13 protein-coding genes are annotated in these 21699 nt (G+C 68.7%); 6 read left to right on the top strand and 7 right to left on the bottom strand.

Translation table 11 applies throughout. The features are described from left to right. Positions 1 to 294: 294 nt before the first annotated feature. The 4 genes from trpA (at position 295) to ASF26_RS08350 (ending at position 4642) form a co-directional block, all read left to right on the top strand. Entirely contained in the window at positions 295 to 1161 is an 867-nt protein-coding gene (trpA, locus tag ASF26_RS08365; protein ID WP_056252114.1) for a tryptophan synthase subunit alpha, read from the top strand. Between the two features lie 82 nt (positions 1162 to 1243). Continuing rightward, positions 1244 to 2146, top strand: coding sequence for an acetyl-CoA carboxylase, carboxyltransferase subunit beta (gene accD, locus ASF26_RS08360; RefSeq protein ID WP_026175637.1), 903 nt, complete (start codon positions 1244 to 1246; stop codon positions 2144 to 2146). Between the two features lie 28 nt (positions 2147 to 2174). Then, the gene (locus ASF26_RS08355) at positions 2175 to 3500 is read left to right on the top strand and encodes a folylpolyglutamate synthase/dihydrofolate synthase family protein (protein WP_056252112.1); all 1326 of its coding nucleotides are present in this window, start codon (positions 2175 to 2177) and stop codon (positions 3498 to 3500) included. Between the two features lie 317 nt (positions 3501 to 3817). After that, positions 3818 to 4642, top strand: a complete 825-nt coding sequence (locus tag ASF26_RS08350; protein ID WP_018042111.1) for a hypothetical protein — start codon at positions 3818 to 3820, stop codon at positions 4640 to 4642. 170 nt (positions 4643 to 4812) lie between these two features. Here ASF26_RS08350 and trxA read toward each other — a convergent pair whose 3' ends face one another. Then, positions 4813 to 5133 carry a thioredoxin gene (trxA, locus tag ASF26_RS08345; RefSeq protein ID WP_027170765.1) on the bottom strand — a complete coding sequence of 107 codons (321 nt, stop codon included), beginning with the start codon at positions 5131 to 5133 and terminating at the stop codon, positions 4813 to 4815. Between the two features lie 392 nt (positions 5134 to 5525). Between trxA and ASF26_RS08340 the strand changes: the two genes are divergently transcribed. Further along, entirely contained in the window at positions 5526 to 6800 is a 1275-nt protein-coding gene (locus ASF26_RS08340; protein ID WP_056252109.1) for a PQQ-dependent sugar dehydrogenase, read from the top strand. Here ASF26_RS08340 and addA read toward each other — a convergent pair. Then, positions 6790 to 10260, bottom strand: coding sequence for a double-strand break repair helicase AddA (gene addA / locus ASF26_RS08335; protein WP_056252106.1), 3471 nt, complete (start codon positions 10258 to 10260; stop codon positions 6790 to 6792). The two genes, ASF26_RS08340 and addA, sit on opposite strands and share 11 nt — an antisense overlap. Before the next feature lie 102 nt (positions 10261 to 10362). On the opposite strand from addA, the gene dmeF reads away from it, so the two are divergent. Then, positions 10363 to 11340 carry a CDF family Co(II)/Ni(II) efflux transporter DmeF gene (dmeF, locus tag ASF26_RS08330; RefSeq protein ID WP_056252103.1) on the top strand — a complete coding sequence of 326 codons (978 nt, stop codon included), beginning with the start codon at positions 10363 to 10365 and terminating at the stop codon, positions 11338 to 11340. Here dmeF and addB read toward each other — a convergent pair whose 3' ends face one another. The 5 genes from addB to ahcY form a co-directional block, all read right to left on the bottom strand. Continuing rightward, the gene (addB, locus tag ASF26_RS08325) at positions 11341 to 14460 is read right to left on the bottom strand and encodes a double-strand break repair protein AddB (RefSeq protein ID WP_056252131.1); all 3120 of its coding nucleotides are present in this window, start codon (positions 14458 to 14460) and stop codon (positions 11341 to 11343) included. It abuts the gene before it with no gap. Positions 14461 to 14483: 23 nt separating this feature from the next. Then, the gene (locus ASF26_RS08320) at positions 14484 to 15227 is read right to left on the bottom strand and encodes a nucleotidyltransferase family protein (protein ID WP_056142837.1); all 744 of its coding nucleotides are present in this window, start codon (positions 15225 to 15227) and stop codon (positions 14484 to 14486) included. 166 nt (positions 15228 to 15393) lie between these two features. Further along, positions 15394 to 16980, bottom strand: a complete 1587-nt coding sequence (gene tsaE, locus ASF26_RS08315) for a tRNA (adenosine(37)-N6)-threonylcarbamoyltransferase complex ATPase subunit type 1 TsaE (protein ID WP_056142886.1) — start codon at positions 16978 to 16980, stop codon at positions 15394 to 15396. A gap of 411 nt (positions 16981 to 17391) precedes the next feature. Then, positions 17392 to 19971: a PAS domain-containing sensor histidine kinase gene (locus ASF26_RS08310; protein ID WP_056252100.1), complete on the bottom strand. Its 2580-nt coding sequence runs from the start codon at positions 19969 to 19971 to the stop codon at positions 17392 to 17394. Positions 19972 to 20283: 312 nt separating this feature from the next. Continuing rightward, a complete protein-coding gene (gene ahcY / locus ASF26_RS08305; protein ID WP_018042100.1) occupies positions 20284 to 21684 on the bottom strand; it encodes an adenosylhomocysteinase in 1401 nt (466 codons plus the stop codon). Positions 21685 to 21699 lie beyond the last annotated feature (15 nt).

The following is a 21699-nucleotide window of genomic DNA, read 5'->3' as shown; positions in this document are numbered from 1 at the left end:
AGCGGATCGCCACTGGGCGAACCGCAGCGCAGTGCGACGATATCGTCGAGGTTCCCCCTCCCACTCCATTCCTGTCACTCGCATGTGAGATTGAAGGCCGGCTTTCGAAAGGAGCTTAAGGCTTCCTTGCCGCGACGGACGACATCCCTCGCCCCGCATGGACACGTCACGCTCATAGCCGATGCCGGACAGCTTGGCGCGTCGCGCTTCACGGGCAGGCCGCGATGGTGTAGGCGCGACGGCTTGTACCTGGGCCGTCCCTCCCCCGAGGCCAGGCCGCGAGACGCAGGCACCATGACCTTTTCTTCGTCAGAGACCTCTTCGCAGCCGGACATTGCCGGTTCCACGAAGACACGCATCGAGGCCACCTTCGCCCGCTGCCGCGCGGAGAAGCGCGCCGCCCTCGTGACCTACGTCATGGCCGGCGACCCCGATGCCGAGACCTCCCTGAAGGTGCTCCGGGCGCTGCCGCAGGCCGGCGCCGACATCGTCGAGTTCGGCCTTCCCTTCACCGACCCGATGGCGGACGGGCCGGCGATCCAGGCGGCGGCGTTGCGCGCCCTCGCGGGCGGGCAGGATCTGGTCAAGACCCTCGACCTCGTCCGCCGTTTCCGGGAGGACAATTCCGGAACCCCGGTCATCCTGATGGGATATTACAACCCGATCCATGCCTACGGCGTCGACCGGTTCCTCGACGACGCCGTCGCCGCGGGGATCGACGGGCTCATCGTCGTCGACCTGCCGCCGGAAGAAGACGACGAACTCTGCCTGCCGGCCCTGGCCAAGGGCTTGGCCTTCATCCGGCTGGCGACGCCCACCACCGACGAGCGCCGCCTTCCCGCCGTGCTCGCGAACACGGCCGGCTTCGTCTATTATGTGTCGATCAACGGCATCACCGGAACGGCGACACCCGATTTCGGTCGGGTGGCCGAGGCGGTGGGCCGTATCCGCAGCCATACGGATCTGCCCGTGGTGGTCGGCTTCGGCGTCCGGACGGGCGCCCAGGCCGCCGCGATCGCCAAGGGTGCGGACGGCGTGGTCGTCGGCTCCGCGCTCGTGGACGTGATCCACCGGGCGGTGGTGGACGGCCGGGACGCCGCCGAGACGGTGAGCGAACTGGTGCGCGAACTGGCCGAGGGCGTGCGCGGCCGGACCGCCTGAGAAAGCCACGCCGGAACGATCCATCCGAGAGCCGATCCCCGGCTCATCCGAGACCCCTTCCCTCAAGAACGGTCAGTCGACGATGGTTGAACCCATGAACTGGATCTCGGAGGTCGTGCGCCCCAGGATCAAGACCCTGTTCAAGCGCGAGACGCCCGAAAACCTGTGGGTCAAATGCCCGGATAGCGGGCAGATGGTGTTCCACAAGGAGGTGGAGGGGAACCACTGGGTCATTCCGGGGTCCGAGCACCATCTGAAGATGAGCGCGCAGGCGCGCCTGAAGATGATGTTCGACGAGGGCACCTGGATCGACGTGCCCCTGCCGGAGGTGGCCGCCGACCCGCTCAAGTTCCGCGACGAGAAGCGCTATGCCGACCGCCTGAAGGACGCCCGTGCCAAGACCGGGATGCCCGACGCCTTCAAGATCGGCTTCGGCCGGGTCTCGGGCCTGCCGATGACGCTGGCGGTGCAGGATTTCGCCTTCATGGCCGGCTCGCTCGGCATGGCGGCGGGCGAGGCCTTCGTGCGCGGCGCCGAGACGGCGCTGGACAAGCGCACGCCCTACATTTTGTTCTCGGCCTCCGGCGGCGCGCGCATGCAGGAAGGTATCCTGTCGCTCATGCAGATGCCGCGCACGACGGTGGCCGTGCGCCGGCTGAAAGCGGCGAAGCTCCCCTACATCGTAGTGCTCACCAACCCGACCACGGGCGGCGTCACCGCCTCCTACGCCATGCTGGGGGATGTCCATCTCGCCGAGCCCGGTGCCCTGATCTGCTTTGCCGGGCCGCGCGTCATCGAACAGACGATCCGCGAGAAACTGCCCGACGGGTTCCAGCGCGCCGAGTATCTGCAGGAACACGGAATGGTCGATCAGGTCGTGCACCGGCACGCCCTGAAGGACACGATCTCACGACTCTGCGGCCTGCTGATGAACCAGCCCGCGGCGGCACCGGCCGGCGCGGGCGCCGTTGCCGAGCCGGCCTGAGCCCACACGCTATACGGCGAGCCGATCCATGGATTCCTCCGACGCGCTGATGGCCCGCTTCCTGGCCCTTCATCCTCGCACGATCGACCTGTCGCTGGGCCGGATCCAGCGCTTGCTCGAACGGCTCGGGCACCCGGAACGCAAGCTGCCTCCGGTCATTCATGTGGCCGGCACCAACGGCAAGGGCTCGACCATCGCCTTCATGCGGGCGATTCTCGAAGCCGGCGGCCTCGCCGCGCATGTCTACACCTCGCCCCATCTCGTGCGTTTCCACGAGCGCATCCGCATCGGTGCGGTGGGGGGCGGCAGCTATGTGCCCGAGGACCAGCTCGCCGACGCCCTCGCCCGCTGCGAGGCATCCAATGCGGGCGAGCCGATCACGGTGTTCGAGATCACCACCGCCGCCGCCTTCCTTCTGTTCTCGGAGACCCCGGCCGACGTGCTCCTGCTCGAAGTGGGGCTCGGTGGGCGGGTCGACGCCACGAACGTGATCGACAATCCCGCGGCCGCCGTCGTCACACCGATCGGGCGCGACCATGCGGAGTATCTCGGCGACACCGTCGAAGCGGTGGCGACCGAGAAGGCGGGCATCTTCAAGTGCGGTTGCCCGGCGATCATCGCCGCCCAGGATTACAAGGAGGCGGATTCGGTGCTCTGCCGCATCGCCGAGCAGATCGGAGCCACGCCGATCCGGGTCGGGAACCAGGATTTCTCGGTCCATGCCGAGCGCGGCCGGATCGTCTACCAGGACGAACTCGACCTGTTCGACCTGCCCCAGCCCCGCCTCAACGGACGGCATCAATTCACCAACGCCGCCACCGCCATCGCGGCCCTGCGCGCGGCCGGTTTCGGCGATATCGGAGTGGAGGCCATCGAGACCGGCCTCAACAAGGTCGAATGGCCGGGCCGCCTGCAGCGGCTCACCCGCGGCCGCCTTTCCGACATGGCACCGAACGATGCGGAGCTCTGGCTCGATGGCGGCCACAACATCGATGGCGGTCGCATTCTGGCGACCGCGATGGCGGATCTCGGCGAGCGCAGTGACGTGCCGCTGATCTTGGTGGTGGGCCTTCTCGGCACGAAGGACGCGGAAGGCTTCCTGCGCAACTTCGTGGGGCTGGCGCGCCACCTGATCGCGGTCCCGATCGGAGGCCAGATGGCTGCGCGGCCGGCCGAGGAGGTCGCCCAGATCGCCGCCGATGTGGGGCTCACCGCCTATGTGGCCTCCAGCGTCGAAGCCGCCCTGGAGAGCCTCTCCGACGTCGCCTTCGAGCGGCCGCCGCGTATCCTGATCTGTGGCTCGCTCTATCTCGCGGGCAACGTCCTCACCGCGAACGGTACGCCTCCGACCTGATTGCGTCGGGTGGGAGGCGGTCTCCTGGCGGAAGGCAAGTGATTCTGCCGGACGAGTCCTTGCCCTCGTCGAACAGGGTTACCGCATCGTTTGTCTTGGACAACCATGCCGGACGAGGGTCTCGGGCATCGGCCCGACGTGACGAACACAGCGTCCTTGCTTAGGATCAGCGGACGACACATCGCGACAATCCCCGCTTTTCACCGAACCGGCCATACTTGTGGCATCGGATATCGGGTGTGGCTCCTGCGCTACATCTCGGCTGCCCGAAATCGACTAGTTTGATTGTGGATCGGGCAACTCGCTGGGGATCAACGATGAAAAAGCTTCTCACCTCTTTCGCGGCCTTCACGGCCCTCACGGCAGCGGCCACCGCCGCCGACCTTCCGCGTCGCGCTGCGCCGCCGGTCTTCGTGCCGGTGCCGGTGTTCACCTGGACGGGCGCTTACTTCGGTATCAACGCCGGTTACGGCTTCGACGCCGGCAGCGACAGCAACCGTTACGCCCTGCCGGGTGGTTCGGTGCTGAACTCCTTCACCCGCACCCCCGTGGTCGTCTCGACCACCGGCGGTAACGAGCTCGAAGGCTTCGTCGGCGGTGGCCAGGTCGGCTACAACTACCAGTTCACCCCGGGTTCGGGCCTCGTCGTCGGTCTCGAAGCTGACGCCCAGTACACCGACTTCGGCAACAAGAGCCGCTCCGTGACGGGCACCATCAGCCCCGCCGCCGGCGCTTTCACCAGCCCCACCTCTGTCCGCATCCCGGGCAATGAGATGAACTTCTTCGGCACGGTTCGCGGCCGCGTCGGTTACGCCTTCGACCGCGTCCTGTTCTACGGCACCGGCGGCTTCGCCTACGGCGACGGCGGCACCGGCCGCGACGATTTCCGCACCGGCTACACCGCTGGTGGTGGTATCGAGTACGCCATGCCCGTCGACTCGTTCCTGAACTTCTTCCGCTCGTCGGCCGTGACGCTGAAGGTCGAAGGTCTGTACGTGAACCTCGAGAACAAGGGTAACCCCTCGGAGCGCTCGGTGCTGAACCCGAACGGTTCGCTCGTCCTCAGCCGCTCGGTCACCGCTCGTGAGAGCGAGTTCGCCGTCGTCCGCGCTGGTCTGAACTACAAGTTCGGCTCGTACTAAGCCGATACGTCGCAACGTCGACACAGGTCTCGAAACGGAGAAGCCCGGCCTCATGGCCGGGTTTTTTCGTTTCCAAACCATGGTCCGCACAGGCAGGTGCTCACCACCGGACATAAAAAAAGCCCGGCCTTCCGAGGCCGGGCTTTTTCACGATGGTCGATCGCGAGCGTTCAGGCGCTGGCCTGGATCCAGCGGGAGAGATCGCCCTTCGGTGCCGCGCCGACCTTCTGGCTGGCGAGTTCACCGCCCTTGAAGATCAGGAGGGTGGGGATCGAGCGGATGCCGTATTTGGCGGCGATACCGGGATTCTCGTCCACGTTGACCTTGGCGATCTTCACGCGACCCTGCATGTCGGCCGAGATCTCTTCGAGGGCCGGTCCAATCTGACGGCAGGGGCCACACCATTCCGCCCAGAAATCCACGACCACGGGCTCGGCGGACTGGAGAACGTCCTGCTCGAAGCTCGCGTCGGTCACTTTTACCGTCGCCATTGCGATCCCTTTCCCATTGCACGGTCGGCGAGACGAGGCCTGCGCCGGCTTGAGAGCGAGAGTTGGCGACGTGAACCGGGACGGTCAAGGCGTAAGATGCCAAGGGCGGGACAGCCGTTCGATTCTCGCATGCATCATCCACCGCTCTTCCTCCGCCGCGCTTGCGCGAGACCGCCCCGGCCGCCTGTCACCCGCATGATTCCCCTTGCCCCTCGCCAAAGCCGTCGCGTCGCCCCATCTCCCAGCGTGACCGGCAGTCCGCGTGGCGAGCGTCCCAGAGCGCATGCCCATGATGAGCCGGTGCCATACGGGCTCGGCCGCCATCCGGCGATCAGCCCCGAAACAGGCCGAGAGCCGGTGCCCTCAACGCCGGCCATGGAGGACATCACCACGTGACGCGCATCTCTCCGACCTTGCTTGCCTCCCTCACCGCCCTGAGTCTCAGCACCGGTGTGTTCGCCCAGGATGGCAAATCCGGAACGCCTCAACCGCGGATCGGGGGCGAGTCCTTCGCGGCGCCCCAGAACGAGGCCACGGGGGGAGAGCCCGCCGAAACGGAACCCGCCAACACGACCTACAAACCCCTGCTTCCCAACCAGACCCGCGCGCCGAAGCCCCTCGAGGCCACGAAGGTGCAGAGTACCGTCGTCGCCAAGGGCCTCGACAGCGCCTGGGCCATGGAGTTCCTGCCGGACGGTCGCATGCTGGTCACGGAGAAGGGCGGAAAGCTGCGCATCGTCGCCAAGGACGGCACGCTCGGCCAGCCTATCGCCGGCGTGCCGAAGGTGGATGCGCGAGGCCAGGGCGGTCTGCTCGACGTGGCCCTGAGCCCGAGCTTCGTCTCCGACCGTCTGATTTATGTCAGCTACTCCGAGCCGCGCGACAAGGGGAACGGCACGACGGTCGCCCGCGCCAAGCTCATCGAGGAGAAGGATGGCGGCCGTCTCGACGAGGTGAAGGTCATCTTCCGCCAGACGCCGTCCTACGAGGGCGACAAGCATTTCGGCTCCCGCCTCGTCTTCGCCCCGGACGGCAAGCTGTTCGTCACCGTGGGCGAGCGCTCGGACAAGGGACCGCGCGTCCAGGCCCAGGACCTCACCAGCGGCCTCGGCAAGGTCTTCCGCATCGACACCGACGGGAATGCGCCGAAGGACAACCCGTTCACGGGCGGCGAGAAGGCCAAGCCCGAAATCTGGTCCTACGGGCACCGCAACATCCAGTCCGCGGCCCTCGATGGCCAGGGGCGCCTCTGGACCGTCGAGCACGGCCCGCGCGGCGGCGACGAACTCAATCGCCCCCGGCCCGGATTGAACTACGGCTGGCCGGAAGTGACCTACGGCATCGAATACAGCGGCGAGAAGATCGGCGAGGGAAAGACCCAGGCGGGCGGCACGGTCCAGCCGGTCTATTACTGGGATCCGGTCATCGCGCCGTCCGGCATGGCGCTCTACAGCGGCACCCTGTTCCCCGCCTGGAAGGACGCTTTCCTCGTCGGCGGCCTCATGAGCGGCGGCATCGTCGCGCTGAAGCTCGACGGCGACAAAGTGGTCACGGAGGAACGCATTCCCCTCGACCACCGGATCCGCGACGTAAGGGTCGGCACCGATGGGGCGGTCTATGCGGTGACGGACGGTCCGGACGGACAGATCCTCAAGCTCACGCCGTAATCGCGGTGTGAGACGGGCGGGCGGAGAGTGAGGCGAGCGCCGACGCGATGTCGGCCTCGCCGAGATGGCGGATGACCGGACCGGACGTCCAGACCAGCATCGCGTCGACGGGACGCCCCGGATAGATGTCCCGCAGTAGCGCCACGTAGAGGGCGACCTGCGCCGCCTCCTCTTCGGGAATGGGAGCACGGTCGGGTGGCGGCCGGCTCGTCTTGAAATCCGCCACGACAATCCCTTCGGGACGGATACTCAGGCGATCGACCCGTCCGAAGACCGGTCGCGACGTCCCGCCCACGCTGACATGCCCCGATATCGTGACCTCGGCCCTCGCATCCCCGTCGAAGAGCACGGCGAGGGCGGGATCGTTCACGAGGTTCAGAACATCCGAAACCAGCCGGTCTTGTTCCGCCGCCGGAAGCGACGGCGCCCGCGCCTTGACGAAGGCGGAGGCCGCGCTCGCTTGCTGATGGGGATCGAGGCGCGGAAGATGTTCGATCAGCGAGTGGATCAGGATGCCGCGGCGGCGGGCCTGCGGATTGGCCTGCCGCCTCGGCACAGTGCGCTGACCATCCGCAGCGCCAAGGGCTCCGGAGGGGCTGACCGGCGGCGCCGCCTCGACCTCCGACCCCGCCGATTTCCTCAACCATCCGGGGATCGACGATGCTGCTTCCGCAGGGGGCGAGGAAGCGGCCACAGCGGGTCGTACAGGTCCGTCCCGCCATAGCAGCACGGGACCGTAGGCGGCCTCGAGGGATTCGCCCGGCCCGAACGCCTGTTCCAGCCCCTTCCGGACCATCTCGCACCAGGCGGTCTCGCCCTGCTCCTCGTGACCGCGATACGGCGCGACGGTGAGGCGGTCTGCTGCGCGGGTGAGCGCCACATAGAGGAGACGGTTGTGCTCCTCGCGGGCGCGGGCCTGATGCGCCTCGCGGGCGGCGGCGACGGCCTGCGTATCCTGGGACTTCGACCCGGCCCAGACCGGCGGCATCGCCCCGTCACGCCCCCCCGGCATGGCGAGCAGATGCGGATCGTTGCGCCCGAGGGGTTCGCAGCCGTCGATCATGACGACGACGGGGGCTTCCAGCCCCTTGGCCCCATGAATCGTCATCACCCGGACCTCGTCGCGGCCGGATTCGAGATCGCGCTTGACGGTGAGGCCGTTGGCGCCCCGTCCCGGAGCGATGTCGTAGCGGGTGAGGAAGCCGTCCAGCGAAGGAGCCTCGGAGGCCTGCTCGGCCTCGGCGGCCTTCATGAGGAATACGTCGATGGCGTCTCCCGCCTCGCCGCCGAGGCGGGAGACCAGCCGCATCCGCCCCTCATACGGCCCGAGCAGGCTCGCATAGAACCCGAAAGGCCCATGCCGGGCCGCCAGTTCCGACCACAGCGTGAGGGCCTCATGCCCGCGAATCGCGGCCGGGTCGCCCGCCGCCGCATGGCGGGCGAGGGAATCCTCCAGGGTCTCGCTCTCGTCGCGCCGGGCGGCGATGCGGACGAGGTCGTCGTCGTCGAGCCCGACGAGGGGCGTCTTCAGGGCGCCGGCCAGGGTGAGATCGTCGGCGGGCAGCAGGCCGGCACGGCCGATGGAGACGAGGTCGTTCACCGCGATATGGGCAGTGATGTCCAGGCGGTCCTGACCCGCCACGGGGACACCGCAGACCTTCAGGGCGCGGATCACCTCCTCGAACGCGGCGGAGCGCTTGCGCACCAGGATGAGCACGTCGCCGGGACGCCACACGCGCCCGCCTTCGTCGCCGGTGGTGGTCCAGGCCTTCACCGCCCGCGCCACGCGCCGCGCCGTGACGATGGGGGGCGCGTTGGCCTCCGGTGCGTCCACCGGGGCCGCCCAGGCGTCGGGCTCCTCCTCCTGTGCCGGAACCTCGATGGGCCAGATCTCGACCACGCCCGGCGCGTCCCGACGGGCCGTCTCGTGCGTCGTGCCCACGGCCGCGTCGTCGAAGGACAGGCCCTGGTAATGCTCGGGGACGGCGAAGGTGGCGTCCACCGCGCGCAGGATGCCCTTCGTCGAGCGGAACGACACGTTCAGGGTCACGTCTTCGAAGGGCAGACCGGCCTGCTCGGAGGCCGCGCGCCATTCGCGATGCACGGTCGCGAATTCACGCGGCTCGGCCCCCTGGAAACTGTAGATCGACTGCTTCGGGTCACCCACGGCGAAGCGCGTGCGCAGCCCCTCGCGAGCGCCCTCGCCGCTGGCGAAATCGGCCGTGATGCGGCGCAGGATGTCCCATTGGCGCGGGTTGGTGTCCTGCGCCTCGTCCACGAGGACGTGATCGATGCCGCGGTCGAGCTTGTACAGGACCCAGGCGGCGTCCACCCGCGAGAGCAGATCGAGGGCCTTATGGATCAGGTCGTCGAAATCGAGGGCACCGAGGCGCGCCTTCTGACGCTCGACCCGCCGGTGGATCTCGGCGACGAGGACGAACAGGGCCTGCGTCCGCTCCAGGGCCTTGGCCGCCCGCAAGGTGTCGAACAGGGGATCGAGCCGGTCGCGTTCGGCGAGGAGCGCCTCCTTCACCTCCGCCGGGACGTCTTTTGTGCCGAGACTCCTGTCCGCCTTCGGGGTGCCCTTCTCGGTGAAGAACACCGACCGGTAGAGGTCGAGGCGGGCCGAGGCCTCACGGGTCGCCTCCGCCGCGACCAACCTGTCGGCGAGCCCCTCATCGGTGGATTTCCCCGTGCGAAGGCGCTCGGCGAGGCCGCTCCAATCGTCGAGCCCCCCGGTGAGGATACGGTCGAGGACCGTATCGGCCGTCTCGCCGGCCGAGAGGCCGAGGGAGCGCGACAGGGCGGCGAGGGGTTCGGAGAGACCGTCCGTCCCGTCGAAGGTCGACTGCGCCCGCATGGCCGCGCGCAGGATCGCACGGAGCGTATCGCCCGTGGCCTCCGGGCCGACCCGGTCCCAGGCGGAGCGCAGATCGGGATTCCGGCCGGTCATCGCCAGGGCGAGGACTCGGTCGGTCTCTGCCGCGAACAGGTCGGCGGCCTGATTCTCGTCGAGCACCTGGAAGCGGGCGGGCACGTTGGCCTCGAACGGGAACATGTGCAGGAGCCGCTCGCAGAGGGCGTGCAGGGTCTCGATCTTGAGTCCGCCCGGCGTCTCCACGGCACGGGCGAACAGGCGCCGTGCCGCCTTCAGGGTCCGGCGCGCCGGAGCCTCGCCGGTGAGTTCGGTGAGTTCGGCCGTGAGCGCGGCATCGTCCAGGGTGACCCAGCGGCCGAGCGTCCGGAACACCCGGATCGACATGTTGGCGGCGGCCGCCTTGGTGAAGGTGAGGCAGAGGATGCGGGCGGGCGGCGCCCCGTTCAGCAGCAAGCGCACCACCCGGTCGGTGAGAACCTTCGTCTTTCCCGCCCCCGCATTGGCCGAGACCCAGGCCGAGGCCAGGGGATCGGCGGCGCGGCGCTGGCTCGCCTTGGTGAGATCGTCGACGACGAAGGGCAACCTGTCTGCTCCGGGCTTGGCTCCCTCTCTCCATAGAGAAGGATGATCGCCTCGCCAAAGCGCCCTATGTTCGGCCGGACGATTCCCTCAGGACACCCCGTCATGCACAGCCACAGCAGCGAGACCTGGCAGCATCGCCACGACTTCCTCGGACATGCCCATGAGCGCAACGAGCGCCGGACCGTCCTCGTCGTCGGGCTGACCCTGGCGATGATGGTGGCGGAGATCGTCGGCGGGACGGTCTTCGGGTCGATGGCCCTCACCGCGGACGGATGGCACATGTCCACCCATGCGGCGGCGCTGGGCATCGCGGCCCTGGCCTATCGCTTCGCCCGCCTGCATGCCGACGACCCGCGCTTCGCCTTCGGCACCGCCAAGCTCGGCGATCTCGCGGCCTTCGCCAGTGCCATCATCCTTGCCATGATCGCGCTCGCCATCGGCTATGAGAGCGTGCTGCGCCTCAACAGCCCCCAGGCCATCGCCTTCGGCGAAGCCCTGCCGATCGCGGTCCTCGGCCTCCTCGTGAACCTCGCCAGCGCATGGCTGCTCCACGGCGACGGGCACGACCACGCCCATCACCACGACCACCCGCACGATCACGGCCATCAGGCGGGGCACGGCCATGGCGACCATGGGGACACCAACTTACGGGCGGCCTATGTCCACGTCCTGGCCGATGCGCTGACATCTGTGCTGGCCATCGCGGCCCTGCTGGCGGGTCGCTATCTCGGCATCGCTTGGCTCGATCCGGCCATGGGACTGGTGGGCGCGGCGGTCATCGTCGCCTGGTCCTGGACCCTGATCCGCTCCGCCGGCGCGACACTGCTCGATGCGGTGCCGGATCGGGGGCTCGCTCACTCGGTGCGTACGCGGCTGGAAACGAACGGCGACACGATCACCGATCTCCACCTCTGGCGCCTCGGCCCCGGCCATACCGGGCTGATCGTCTCCCTCGTCTCCGACCACCCGCAGGAACCGGCGACGTACAAGGCGAAGCTGGCCGATCTGGACGGGCTCTCGCACATCACCGTGGAGGCGAACCAATGCCACGGCCATGTGCGGGAGCAGGGAGCGGCCTGATTACCCCTCCCCCTCCCCGGCCAGCGACCATTCCAGCACGCGGGCGAGGTGATCGTAGTCGCCGTAGGACTTGGCGAATTTCGGGTAGGGACGCGAGACATAGGCCGCGTCGCCGGCCATGAAGCGGGCGACGAGGCCGCGGAAGCGTCGCTCGTGCTCCTCGACGATGGCGTCCAGGGTGCGCGGGTCGCCGCGCGGCGGCTTGACCGGGAGCGGGGTGAACGGGTTCCGCCCGCCGGTGGCGTGGACGTAGAGCAGGTCCGGCGTTTCCTCGCTGCGCGGAACACCCTCGAAGGCGCCCGCCTTCAGCATCGCCGCCTCCAGGGTGAGCTGGGGCGAGAAGCCGGCGAAGACTTCCTTGTTGCTGGGCGGCTGGCCGGTCTTGAAATCGACGATGCAGGCGGTCCCGTCACGGCGCAGCTCGATCCGGTCGGCACGCCCGCGCAGGGTGAAGGTCTCCTTGCCCATGGGCAGGGCCCAGCGGCCCGACATCTCCGGCCGCACCCGCATGAGGGCGGGACGACGCTCGGCCTCCCAGTCCAGGTATTCGGCGGCGATCCGGCCGTAGCGCGGCCACCACTCGGCATAGAGTTCGGGAAAGGTGTCGGCGATATCGGCGAATTCCGCCTGCGCCAGGGCGTTCAGGCGCTCTGCGGCATCCTCGGGCAGGATCTCGGGATGGGCCTCGGCGAAGTCGCCGAGGATCGCATGGATCAGCGTCCCCCGCTCGCTGGCACCGGGCCGCCCGGCGACGGGCTCCAGGGGATCGAGCCCGAGCACGTGGCGGGCGAAGATGACGTAGGGATCGCGCACTAGGGTCTCGACCTCGGTGACGCTCAAGGTCCGGGGAAACAGGGCCGGGTCGGGCTTTGGCTTCGGCTGGGTCAGGCGCGCCGGCACCGGGCCGGCGCCTCGGTCGAGGGCGGCGACGTAGCCGAGGAAGCGCCGCCCCCTCTCGCGGGCGCGCTGCCAGCAGGCCTCGCCGGCAAAAGCCTGGAGCCGCTGGAGAAAGCGCGAGGGCACCGTCGGTGCGCCTTCGCGCTTGGCCGAGCGGGTGATGACGGCATCGTGGCAGCCGAGCGCCTGGACGAAATCATGGGCGGTCTGCCCGATCCGCCGCTCGGGGGGATTGAGGCCGATGCGTTCGCGCATGGGGCGGTTGAGGAAGGCGTCGGTCACCGTCTTCATCGGCCACACGCCCTCGTCGAGGCCGCCGAGCACGATGCGGTCGGCATCGAGCAACCGGGCTTCGAGGAGGCCGAGGATCCGCAGGCGGGGATGGGGGCGTATCCCGCCGCAGGTCACCACCCGCTCACGGGCGAGCGCCGTGAAGAAGGCCGGGTAATCGAGGGGCATTCCCGGCAACAGGCCCGGTTCCGACGTGGACAGGTCGTCGAACAGGGTGTCGAGGACACAGATCGAGTTGTCCTCCGCGGGTTCGTCCCCCTCGGCGGGCGCGATCAGCCGTTCGAAGACCGCGGCATGGCTGCGCCCCAAGGCGAGGAGGTCGACCCTGCCGCCCTCCTCGGACCGGAGGAACCCGTCGAAGGCCTGTTCGAGGCGGTCGACGATCCGGGCCGCCAAATCCCAATCGATGTCGGCGAGGCGGCGCTGCGCGCGGGGGATGCGTCCCGTCGCATTCCGCCGGTCGGCGAGGACCCGGCGCAATCCGGCGAATCCGGCAGCGGGCGCCGGCCCGCGCAGGGCGCCGATCTCGAGGGCCGCCGCACCGCGCCGGACCTCGTCGCGCGTCATGCCGAGGCGGACCAGCGGATGGGCGAGGAGGGCGATCACCCGATGCGGCTGCAGGTCCGCCGCCATCTCGGCCGCCATGCGCGCCAGGCGACCGGCCGGACTGACCGAGAGCGCCTCCCCGGCGGAATCCTCGGCGACGATCCCCCAGCGCGCGAGTTCGGCCGCCACCCGTCTGGCGAGGTTGCGGTCGGGGGTGACGAGGGCGGCCGTGGCGCCGGGCGTCTCGAGGGTCTCGCGCAGGGCGATGGCGGCGGCCAGGGCCTCCTCCCGCTCATCGGCGGCTTCGATCACCGCGATGCCCGCCATTCCGGTATCGGCGGTCTCGCGGCGCGCCTCGGGCGACAGCTCCGACCAGGCATCGGTGGTCTCGGCCGGGCGCAGAGCCTGCGACAGCAGCGCCGTCCGTGCCCGGTCCCGAGGCGCCGGCTCCCCCAGCGCCGTGATCGCTCCGCGACCGAGGGCGAGACAGCCGGGGCCGAGAAGGCGATGCAGGATGGCCTGGGGATGGCCGTGGGCGATCTCGCGATCCGCCCCCTCCCCCGTCTCGATGGCGTCCCAGCCGGCCTCGTCGAGGTCGGTATCGAGGCCCGGCAGCACCACCGCCCCCCTCGGCAGGGTGGCGACGGCCGCGATCAGCTTTGCGGTCGCGGGCACCGACCCGGTGGAACCGGCGATGATGACCGGGTCGCCGGGCTTGTCACGCATCAGCCGCGTCGCCTCCGCGAGGATGAGCGTGCGCGAGCGCGCCACCGGATCGCTCAAGGCGCGGTCATGCAGGATCTTGGGCCAGTTCTCGGCGGCGATGCGCACGAAATCGAGGGTGAGGCCGAAATAATGCGAGTACTCGGCCTCCACCGCGCTGGCGATCTCGGTCCAGGCCACGCCCTCCACGGTGAGGGCGTCCATCAGCTTCTCGAGATCGGAGGCGAGGTAGACGGCGTCCGCCGGCGAGGAGGGAACGAGGAAGGGCACGTCGTCGCCCATGGGGAGGAGCTTGCGGTCGACGGTCTCGGCCCAGGCCTGGACGAGGCGGGCGAGGATCAGCCGGCGCTCCAGGGGCGGCATCGCCGGGGCGAGCTGGTCGGAGCCGTTCTCGATGAGCGGATTGGCGGCGACGTCGAGTTCGGCCTCATCCGCTTCGCCCAGCGGGATCAGGCGCGGCAGGAGCGCGCTGCCGAGCCGCTCGGCCAGGATCGCGGACAGGGCCCGCGTCGCGCGCCGCGTCGGCAGATAGAGGGTGACGCTGGCCAGGGCGAAGGGATCACCGGCGACGTTCCCGACGAGATGGCCGGAGATCAGCGCGTCGGCGAGGGTCGGCAGGAACGAGGCGCCGGGGGGGATCGTGAAGACGCGGGACTCCGTCATGTCGTCGTTCCGATCCTGCCCCTTCACTGCACCTGCGCGCTCGCCTTCACCCGCGCTTCGGCGGCCTCGATCGCCTCCGGGGTGCCGACGTGGAGCCATTGGCCGTCGAGGCGCAGGCCGAACAGGCGTTCCCGCTCGATGGCGCGGTCGAACAGCAGGTTGAGCGAGAACGCCCCCTCCGGCGTGCCGGCGAAGAGTTCGGGCTTGAGGATGGCGACACCGGCATAGATGAAGGGCGCGACCTCACGCTCGCCGCGACGCTGGAGGGCGCCACCGGCATTCATCACGAAATCCCCCTTGCCCTCGTAGCCGAGGCTCGTCGCCGTGGGTGCGACGAGGAGCAGAATGTCCATCCGCTCCGGCTCCCAGGTGTCGATGAGCCGGCCGAGATTGGGCTGAGGCCCTTCCAGCCAGAACGAATCCGAGTTGAGGACGACGAAGGGGTCCGTGCCCAGAAGCGGCAGGGCCTTCTTCACGCCGCCTCCGGTCTCGAGGAGGGCGTCGCGCTCGTCGGAGATCCGGATCGCCGGCGCCGTGCTGCGACGTGCCAGATGACCTTCGAGCAGGTCGGCGAGGTAATGGACGTTGACCACCGCCTCCCCGATCCCGGCCTCCGCCGCCCTGTCGAGGGCATGGTCGAGCAGGGCGCGGCCGGCCACTTCCACAAGGGGTTTGGGCACGGTCGCCGTGATCGGCCGCATGCGTTTGCCGAGGCCCGCCGCGAGGACGAAGGCGCGTTGGATGGCGGATACGGGGCTGTCGGACATTCCGTCGGCGTCTCGGGGGCGAGGGCTATGGCATCGGGTGCGGCGGCATCGTGGGGAACTCGCTCCTCGGGTCAAGCCCGAAAGCGCGGCCCCGCAGGGCAATCGCTCCACGCGCTCGCCCTGGCTTTCTCGCTGGCCTCGGTCACCGGCGCCCGCCTCCACGGGCTCAGGCCTCGCCCTCCTCCGCCGGCTCCTTGGCCACGAGATGGGGCAGATGCTCTTCGTGCCACAGGCGAATGCGGGTGAGCGCCGGATGGGCGAGGTTGCGGGCGAGATAGCCCTCGATCCGGGGCAGATGCGCGAGATAGGCCGGCTTGCCGTCCCGCTTGTCGAGCCGGGCGAAGATGCCGAGGATCTTGGTGGCGCGCTGGGCGGCCATCACCGCATAGGCCCGCGCGAAGCCCTGCATGTCGAAATCCGGCTCGCGACTGCGCCGTTCACGCACGTAGAGGCCGAGCAGGCGCAGTTCGAATTCGGCCGTGGCATCGACCCGGGCATCCTGCAGCAGGGAGGCGAGATCGTAGGCGGGGTGGCCGAGCACCGCGTCCTGGAAATCGATGACGCCGATGCGCTCCAGCCCTTCGCGTTCGGGCATCCAGATCAGGTTCGGCGAATGATAGTCGCGCAGGGTCCAGGTCGGACGTTCCGGCTCGACGCCGCGCAGCACCTCGGCCCAGAGCGCCACGAATTCGGAGCGGGCGGGTGCGGGCAGGGAGGTCCCGAGTACCGACGGGCAGTACCAATCCGGCAGGAGCTCGGTCTCGAACAGCAGCGCTTCGAGATCGTAGGGCGGCAGGACGTGGTCGACCCCATCGGCGACGGGGAGAACCCCGGGGAGCTCGGTGGCATGGAGCTTGGCCAGGAGGCGCACCGCCTCGGCATAGCGCTCGGGGCGCGGGCCATTGGCATCCACCACGGGTTCCGAGCCCAGATCCTCGATGATGAGCAGGCCTTCGTCGAGATCTTCGCCGTAGATGCGGGGTGCCGAGAAGCCGAGGGCGCGAAGACCACGGTCGACGCCGACGAAGGCGTGGACGCTCTCGGCCAGCTTGACGATGGCGCTGTAGGGCTTGCCGTTGCGCACCGGCGGCCCGTCCGGCCGCGCCGGGGAGATCATCAGCACGGCCCTGGTCCCGTCCGGTTTCACCAGACGCTCGTAGGCGCGCGAGGACGCATCGCCCTGCATGAGGATGCGCTCCGCCTCGTCCCAGCCGCTGCGGTCGAGGAGAGCGCGGAGGGCGCGGGCACGCTGCATGCGGGCGCGCATGCCGCCCTGGCCGTCGATGCGGGCAAAGCGCGAGCCCTCACCGAATTCCGGCCGCAGCGACAGGTCGACGGACAGGATAGGCCCATCACGCAAGCCGAGGCGCTCGGGCCATTCCACCAGGGTGATCGCGGTCTCGGTCATCTCGTCGAAGCCGAGTTCCACCAGCTCGTCCGGCCCGCGCAGGCGGTACAGGTCGGCATGGACGATCTGCCGGCCGTTCTTGCCTTCGTAGGGCTGGATCAGGGTGAAGGTCGGGCTCGGGACTTCGAGCTCAGGCTCGCCCGTGAGTTCGCGGATCAGCGCCCGCGCAAGGGTGGTCTTTCCGCCGCCGAGCCCGCCGGACAGGGCGACGATGTCGCCCGGCAGCAGGAACTCCGCGAGAAAGCGGCCGAGATCCTCCGTGGCGCCCTCGTCGGGAAGGACGAAGGCCCAGGCGGCTTTGGTCTCGCGCCGGGGCTCGCCCGAACCGTCCTCACTCACCGCCACATCCTCCGTCCGCGCCAAGCAGGTTTCGCAAAAGTGGTCACCGGTTTTGCGTCCCAAAACCTGCGATACTTCAATGGCCTAAGCAAGGTGAAGCGTTGGCTCGACAACGCGAACCTGCTTAGCCACGCTGCGGCCTCGAAGCCCGGCCACGCAATGGCCGAGACGTGAGGCGCGCCGCTCATCTTACGCAAGCACCCTTAATCAAAATCGCCACTCACCCTAAGGGCTGACGCATGTGCGGGCCAGCGGCGCGAGCGGGCCGACCTCGTTTTCACCGGGGATGGATCAGGGTCGATGAGGTCGCGGGAGGACGTCAGGATGCTTCCAGCGCCGGAATGGGCCTGACGTCCGGTTTAAGCCCCGCGGCGGACATTTCGTCGACGTGGCCTCGATGCACGTCGATCGGCGGCGTCATTCCGCCGCCGCGCGTTTCGGCTCCGCGACGTTGACGGGAAACGTGCAGGTCACGCGGGTGCCGCTCCCCGGCTTCGATGCGAGTTCCACCCGGCCGCCATGGAGCTCCACGAACGAGCGCACGATGGAGAGGCCGAGGCCGACGCCGCGATGGCGGGTTCCGAGGGTGCGGCTCTCGAAACGGTCGAACACCCGCGCGGCGACGTCTTCCGGCATGCCGCGGCCCTCGTCGCGGACGGTCAGGGTGAGCTCCGTCTCCGTCCGGTGGGCCGTGACGCGAACCACCTGACCGGGTGACGAGAAGCCCACGGCGTTGGAGAGGAGGTTGAACAGGATCTGCCGCACGCGCTTTCCGTCGGCGACGAAACTGCCGATATCGGCGGGCATGTCGAGATCGAGGCCGATGGCGGATTCGGCCAGACGGTCCTCCAGGCCGCGGGCGGCCGCCTCCACCGTCGCCCGGACGTCGATGACCTCGCGGGCGAGTTCGAGGGAACCGGCATCGATCGAGGCGAGATCGAGAATGTCGTTGATCATCACGAGGAGCGCCCCCGAGGAGCGCATGATGTGATCGGAATATTCGCGCTGGCGCTCGTTGAGCGCGCCCACGGTCTCGTCGCCGAGAAGCTGGGTGAAGCCGATGATGTTGGTCAGCGGCGAGCGCAGTTCGTAGGAGACGTGGTGGACGAAGGTGTCGCGCAGCTGCGAAGCCCGTTCCAGGGCGTCGTTCTTGTCGGTCAGCGCCCGCTCCACGTTCACGCTGGCGGTGACGTCGATGAGGGTGAGCAGCGTCGCCCCCTCCGGCAGGGGCTGTGCGGCGCAATCGAGCACCGTGCCGTCCACGATCTCCAGACGACAGGTCAGGCCCGCCCGGCTCTCGAGGCCGGTGATGGCACCGCGGATATCGAGCCAGGGCTCCTCGTCCGGCGACAACTTGCGGCAGACATCGATCACCGCATCGACGCGCGGACGCTCGCCGAGGGTCTCCTGCTCCAGGCGCCACAATGTCGAGAAGGCACGATTGGCGAAAGTCAGGCGGCCATCGGCGCCGAACACCGCCACCGGTTCCTTGAGCGTGTCCAGGGTCTCGGCCTGCACCCGCATCAGGGCATTGTAGCGGGATTCGAGCTTCACGTTCTCGGAGACGTCGTCGAACAGGTAGGTCAGGCCGCCCTGGGGATTGGGATCGGCGACCACACGCAGCGAGCGTCCATCGGGCGGATGCCACCAGGTCTCGCTGGCCTCCACGGCGCGGTAGGCGGCGAGCACGTCGGATTTCCACGCCTTGAAGTCGGCCTGTTCGGGAAGCTTGCGGGCGGCGCGCAGATGATCGAGGATCTCGCCGTCCAGGGGGCCGGAATCGAGGAAGGCCTGATCGAGGCTCCAGAGCTGGCGATAGGCGGCATTGTGGAAGATCAGCCGCTGGCGCGCGTCGAACATCGCCACGGCGGTGGGAAGCTGGTCGAGGGTGCGGACGTTGGCGTCCATCTGACGCTGCAGGTCGGCGCGGACGCTCTCGAGTTCCGAGACGTCCACGGCGATGCCCACGCGGCCCGAATCGATGACGGCCTCGGTGACGTCGAGGATGCGCCGGCCGCCGGCCACCACCGCCGACAGGCGCTTTGCCGCCCTGCCCCCGGATGCCGTCCGGTCGCCATCGCTGCGGGCGATGAGGTCCCGCGCCTGACGGTCCAGGAGTTCGATCCCGCCGGCGATGGCCGTCTCGCGGCTTCCGGCTTCGACGGCGGCGACATAGGCCGTGTTGACCCAGGCCAGGCTGCCATCGCGGTTCCGGCGCCAGACCGGCTGGGGAATTGCGTCGAGGAGGCTCGCGAGGGCGGACAAGCCGCGCTTGGTCTCGTCGAGGGTCTCGCGCAATTCGGCGAGTTCGCGATGTTCCTCGGTGGTCTCGCGCAGGCGCAGCAGCGCCCGGCCGGCCAGGGGCTGCCCGTGCGCGTCGATGATCCGCCCCGATTGCGCCCGCACCGTCATGCGGAACCCGGCGCCGCGTTCGCGCAACGCATCGAGGGAGGCTTCGATCGCGCCCGCATCCGCCGGCACAAGCCAGGTTCCGAAAGCGAGGATGAGCCCGGCCGGGCCGGGCTTCACGCGGTTGCCGTCGAAGGCGAGGGTGAGGTCGCCTTCGATGATGGCCTCGCCGCGCCCCGACCATGTGACGATGACCTGCCGTTCGGAGCTGAGCAGCATCTCGGCCCGGTCCTCGGAGCCGCGCAGGGTATCCAGGTCGGCGATGAGGGCGCGCTCGCGCCGCGTCCACCGCCCGCGCTCGCGCAGATGCAGCAGGGACAGGATCGTCGCGAAAACCGTGAGACCGATGAGGATCGCGAGGCCGGTGGCATTGTGCATGTGCAGCGGCAGCCCGAAGCCCCACGATGATTGCTCGCCGGCATAGCCGGAGCCGAGCGTCGACGCACTCGGCACGGGCGCGGGCGCTCCATCGGCGGAGGCCGCCGCGGCCTGTCTCATCATCGCGATGCCCGTCGCGAAACCGACCGCGACAGAGACGACGGCAGCGGCGACACGCCCGTACAGGCGTGCCGTTTCATCGACCCTCATGACACGTACCGCCCCTACGAATCGTCGCTGAGGCGCAACTGCGCCCTACCCGCGACACGCCTCGAAAGGCGGCTGCGAGGTTACCTCCACATGAGGAATCACCCCACACTAGCGCGAGCCGGAATCCTGCCGGAAGAGGGTTAAGCTTAAGTTCACCATGTTGCCGACCGGTTGCCCGGACATCGGCGCAGAAAGGACACACTCGCGGCACCGCCTCGGCGCGGCGAGTGTGACGAAAAAGGCCCGGCGAGACGCCGGGCCTTTCTCACTCCGTATTCGCGAACCGGCGGAAGTCGCCTCCCGCCCGTCCGATCAGTAGCGGTAATGGTCCGGCTTGAAGGGGCCGTTCTCGGAGACGCCGATATAGGCGGCCTGATCGGGACGAAGCTTCGAGAGCTTCACGCCGATCTTCTCGAGATGGAGCATCGCCACCTTCTCGTCGAGGGCCTTGGGCAGGGTGTAGACTTGGCGTTCGTACTTGCCCGGGTTGGTCCAGAGCTCGATCTGGGCGAGCGTCTGGTTGGTGAACGAAGCCGACATCACGAAGGACGGATGGCCGGTGGCGTTGCCGAGATTCACCAGGCGACCCTCCGAGAGGAGGATGATGCGGTGGCCGTCGGGGAAGGTGATCTCGTCCACTTGCGGCTTGATGTTCGACCACTGCATGTTCTTCAGGCCGGCGACCTGAATCTCGTTGTCGAAATGGCCGATGTTGCAGACGATGGCCCGGTCCTTCATCGCCCGCATGTGGTCGAGAGTGATGATGTCCTTGTTGCCCGTGGCGGTGACGAAGATGTCGGCGCGGGGCGCGGCATCTTCCATCGTCACGACCTCGTAGCCTTCCATGGCGGCCTGGAGGGCGCAGATCGGATCGACCTCGGAGACCAGCACGCGACAGCCGGCATGGCGAAGCGACGAGGCCGAGCCCTTGCCGACATCGCCGAAGCCGGCGACCATGGCGACCTTGCCGGCCATCATCACGTCGGTGCCGCGGCGGATGCCGTCCACCAGGGACTCGCGGCAGCCGTAGAGGTTGTCGAACTTCGACTTGGTGACGGCGTCGTTCACGTTGATGGCCGGGAAGAGCAGCTTGCCCTCCTTGGCAAGATTGTAGAGGCGGTGCACGCCGGTGGTGGTCTCTTCCGAGACGCCCTTGATCGAATCGGCGAGGCCGGCGAACCAGCCCTTCGGCTTCTCAGCGAGCTTCTTCTTCAGGAGGGCGAAGAAGATCTCCTCCTCTTCCGACTCGGGCTTGTCGAGGAAGGCGGTGTCGCCGTTCTCGGCGCGGAGACCGAGATGGACGAACATGGTGGCGTCGCCGCCATCGTCGAGGATCATGTTCGGCATCGAGCCGTCATGCCAGTCGAACAGCTTGGAGGTGTAATCCCAGTACTCGGTGAGCGTTTCGCCCTTGATGGCGAAGACCGGGATGCCGGCGGCCGCGATAGCGGCGGCGGCGTGGTCCTGGGTCGAGTAGATGTTGCAGGAGACCCAGCGGATGTCGGCGCCGAGCGCCTTCAGGGTCTCGATCAGCACGGCCGTCTGGATCGTCATGTGCAGCGAGCCGGCGATCTTCGCGCCCTTCAGGGGCTGCGACGGACCGTATTCCTCGCGGGTGGCCATCAGACCCGGCATCTCGGTCTCGGCGATCGAAATTTCCTTGCGGCCGTAATCGGCCAGACCGATGTCCTTGACGATGTAATCCTGGGCCATGGGGTCGCTTCTCCG

The organism is Methylobacterium sp. Leaf93 (assembly GCF_001422345.1).
GTDB classification, from domain to species: domain Bacteria; phylum Pseudomonadota; class Alphaproteobacteria; order Rhizobiales; family Beijerinckiaceae; genus Methylobacterium; species Methylobacterium bullatum.
The sequence above is the reverse complement of the archived record's forward strand: the minus strand, read 5'-3'. Positions and strand labels throughout refer to the sequence as shown.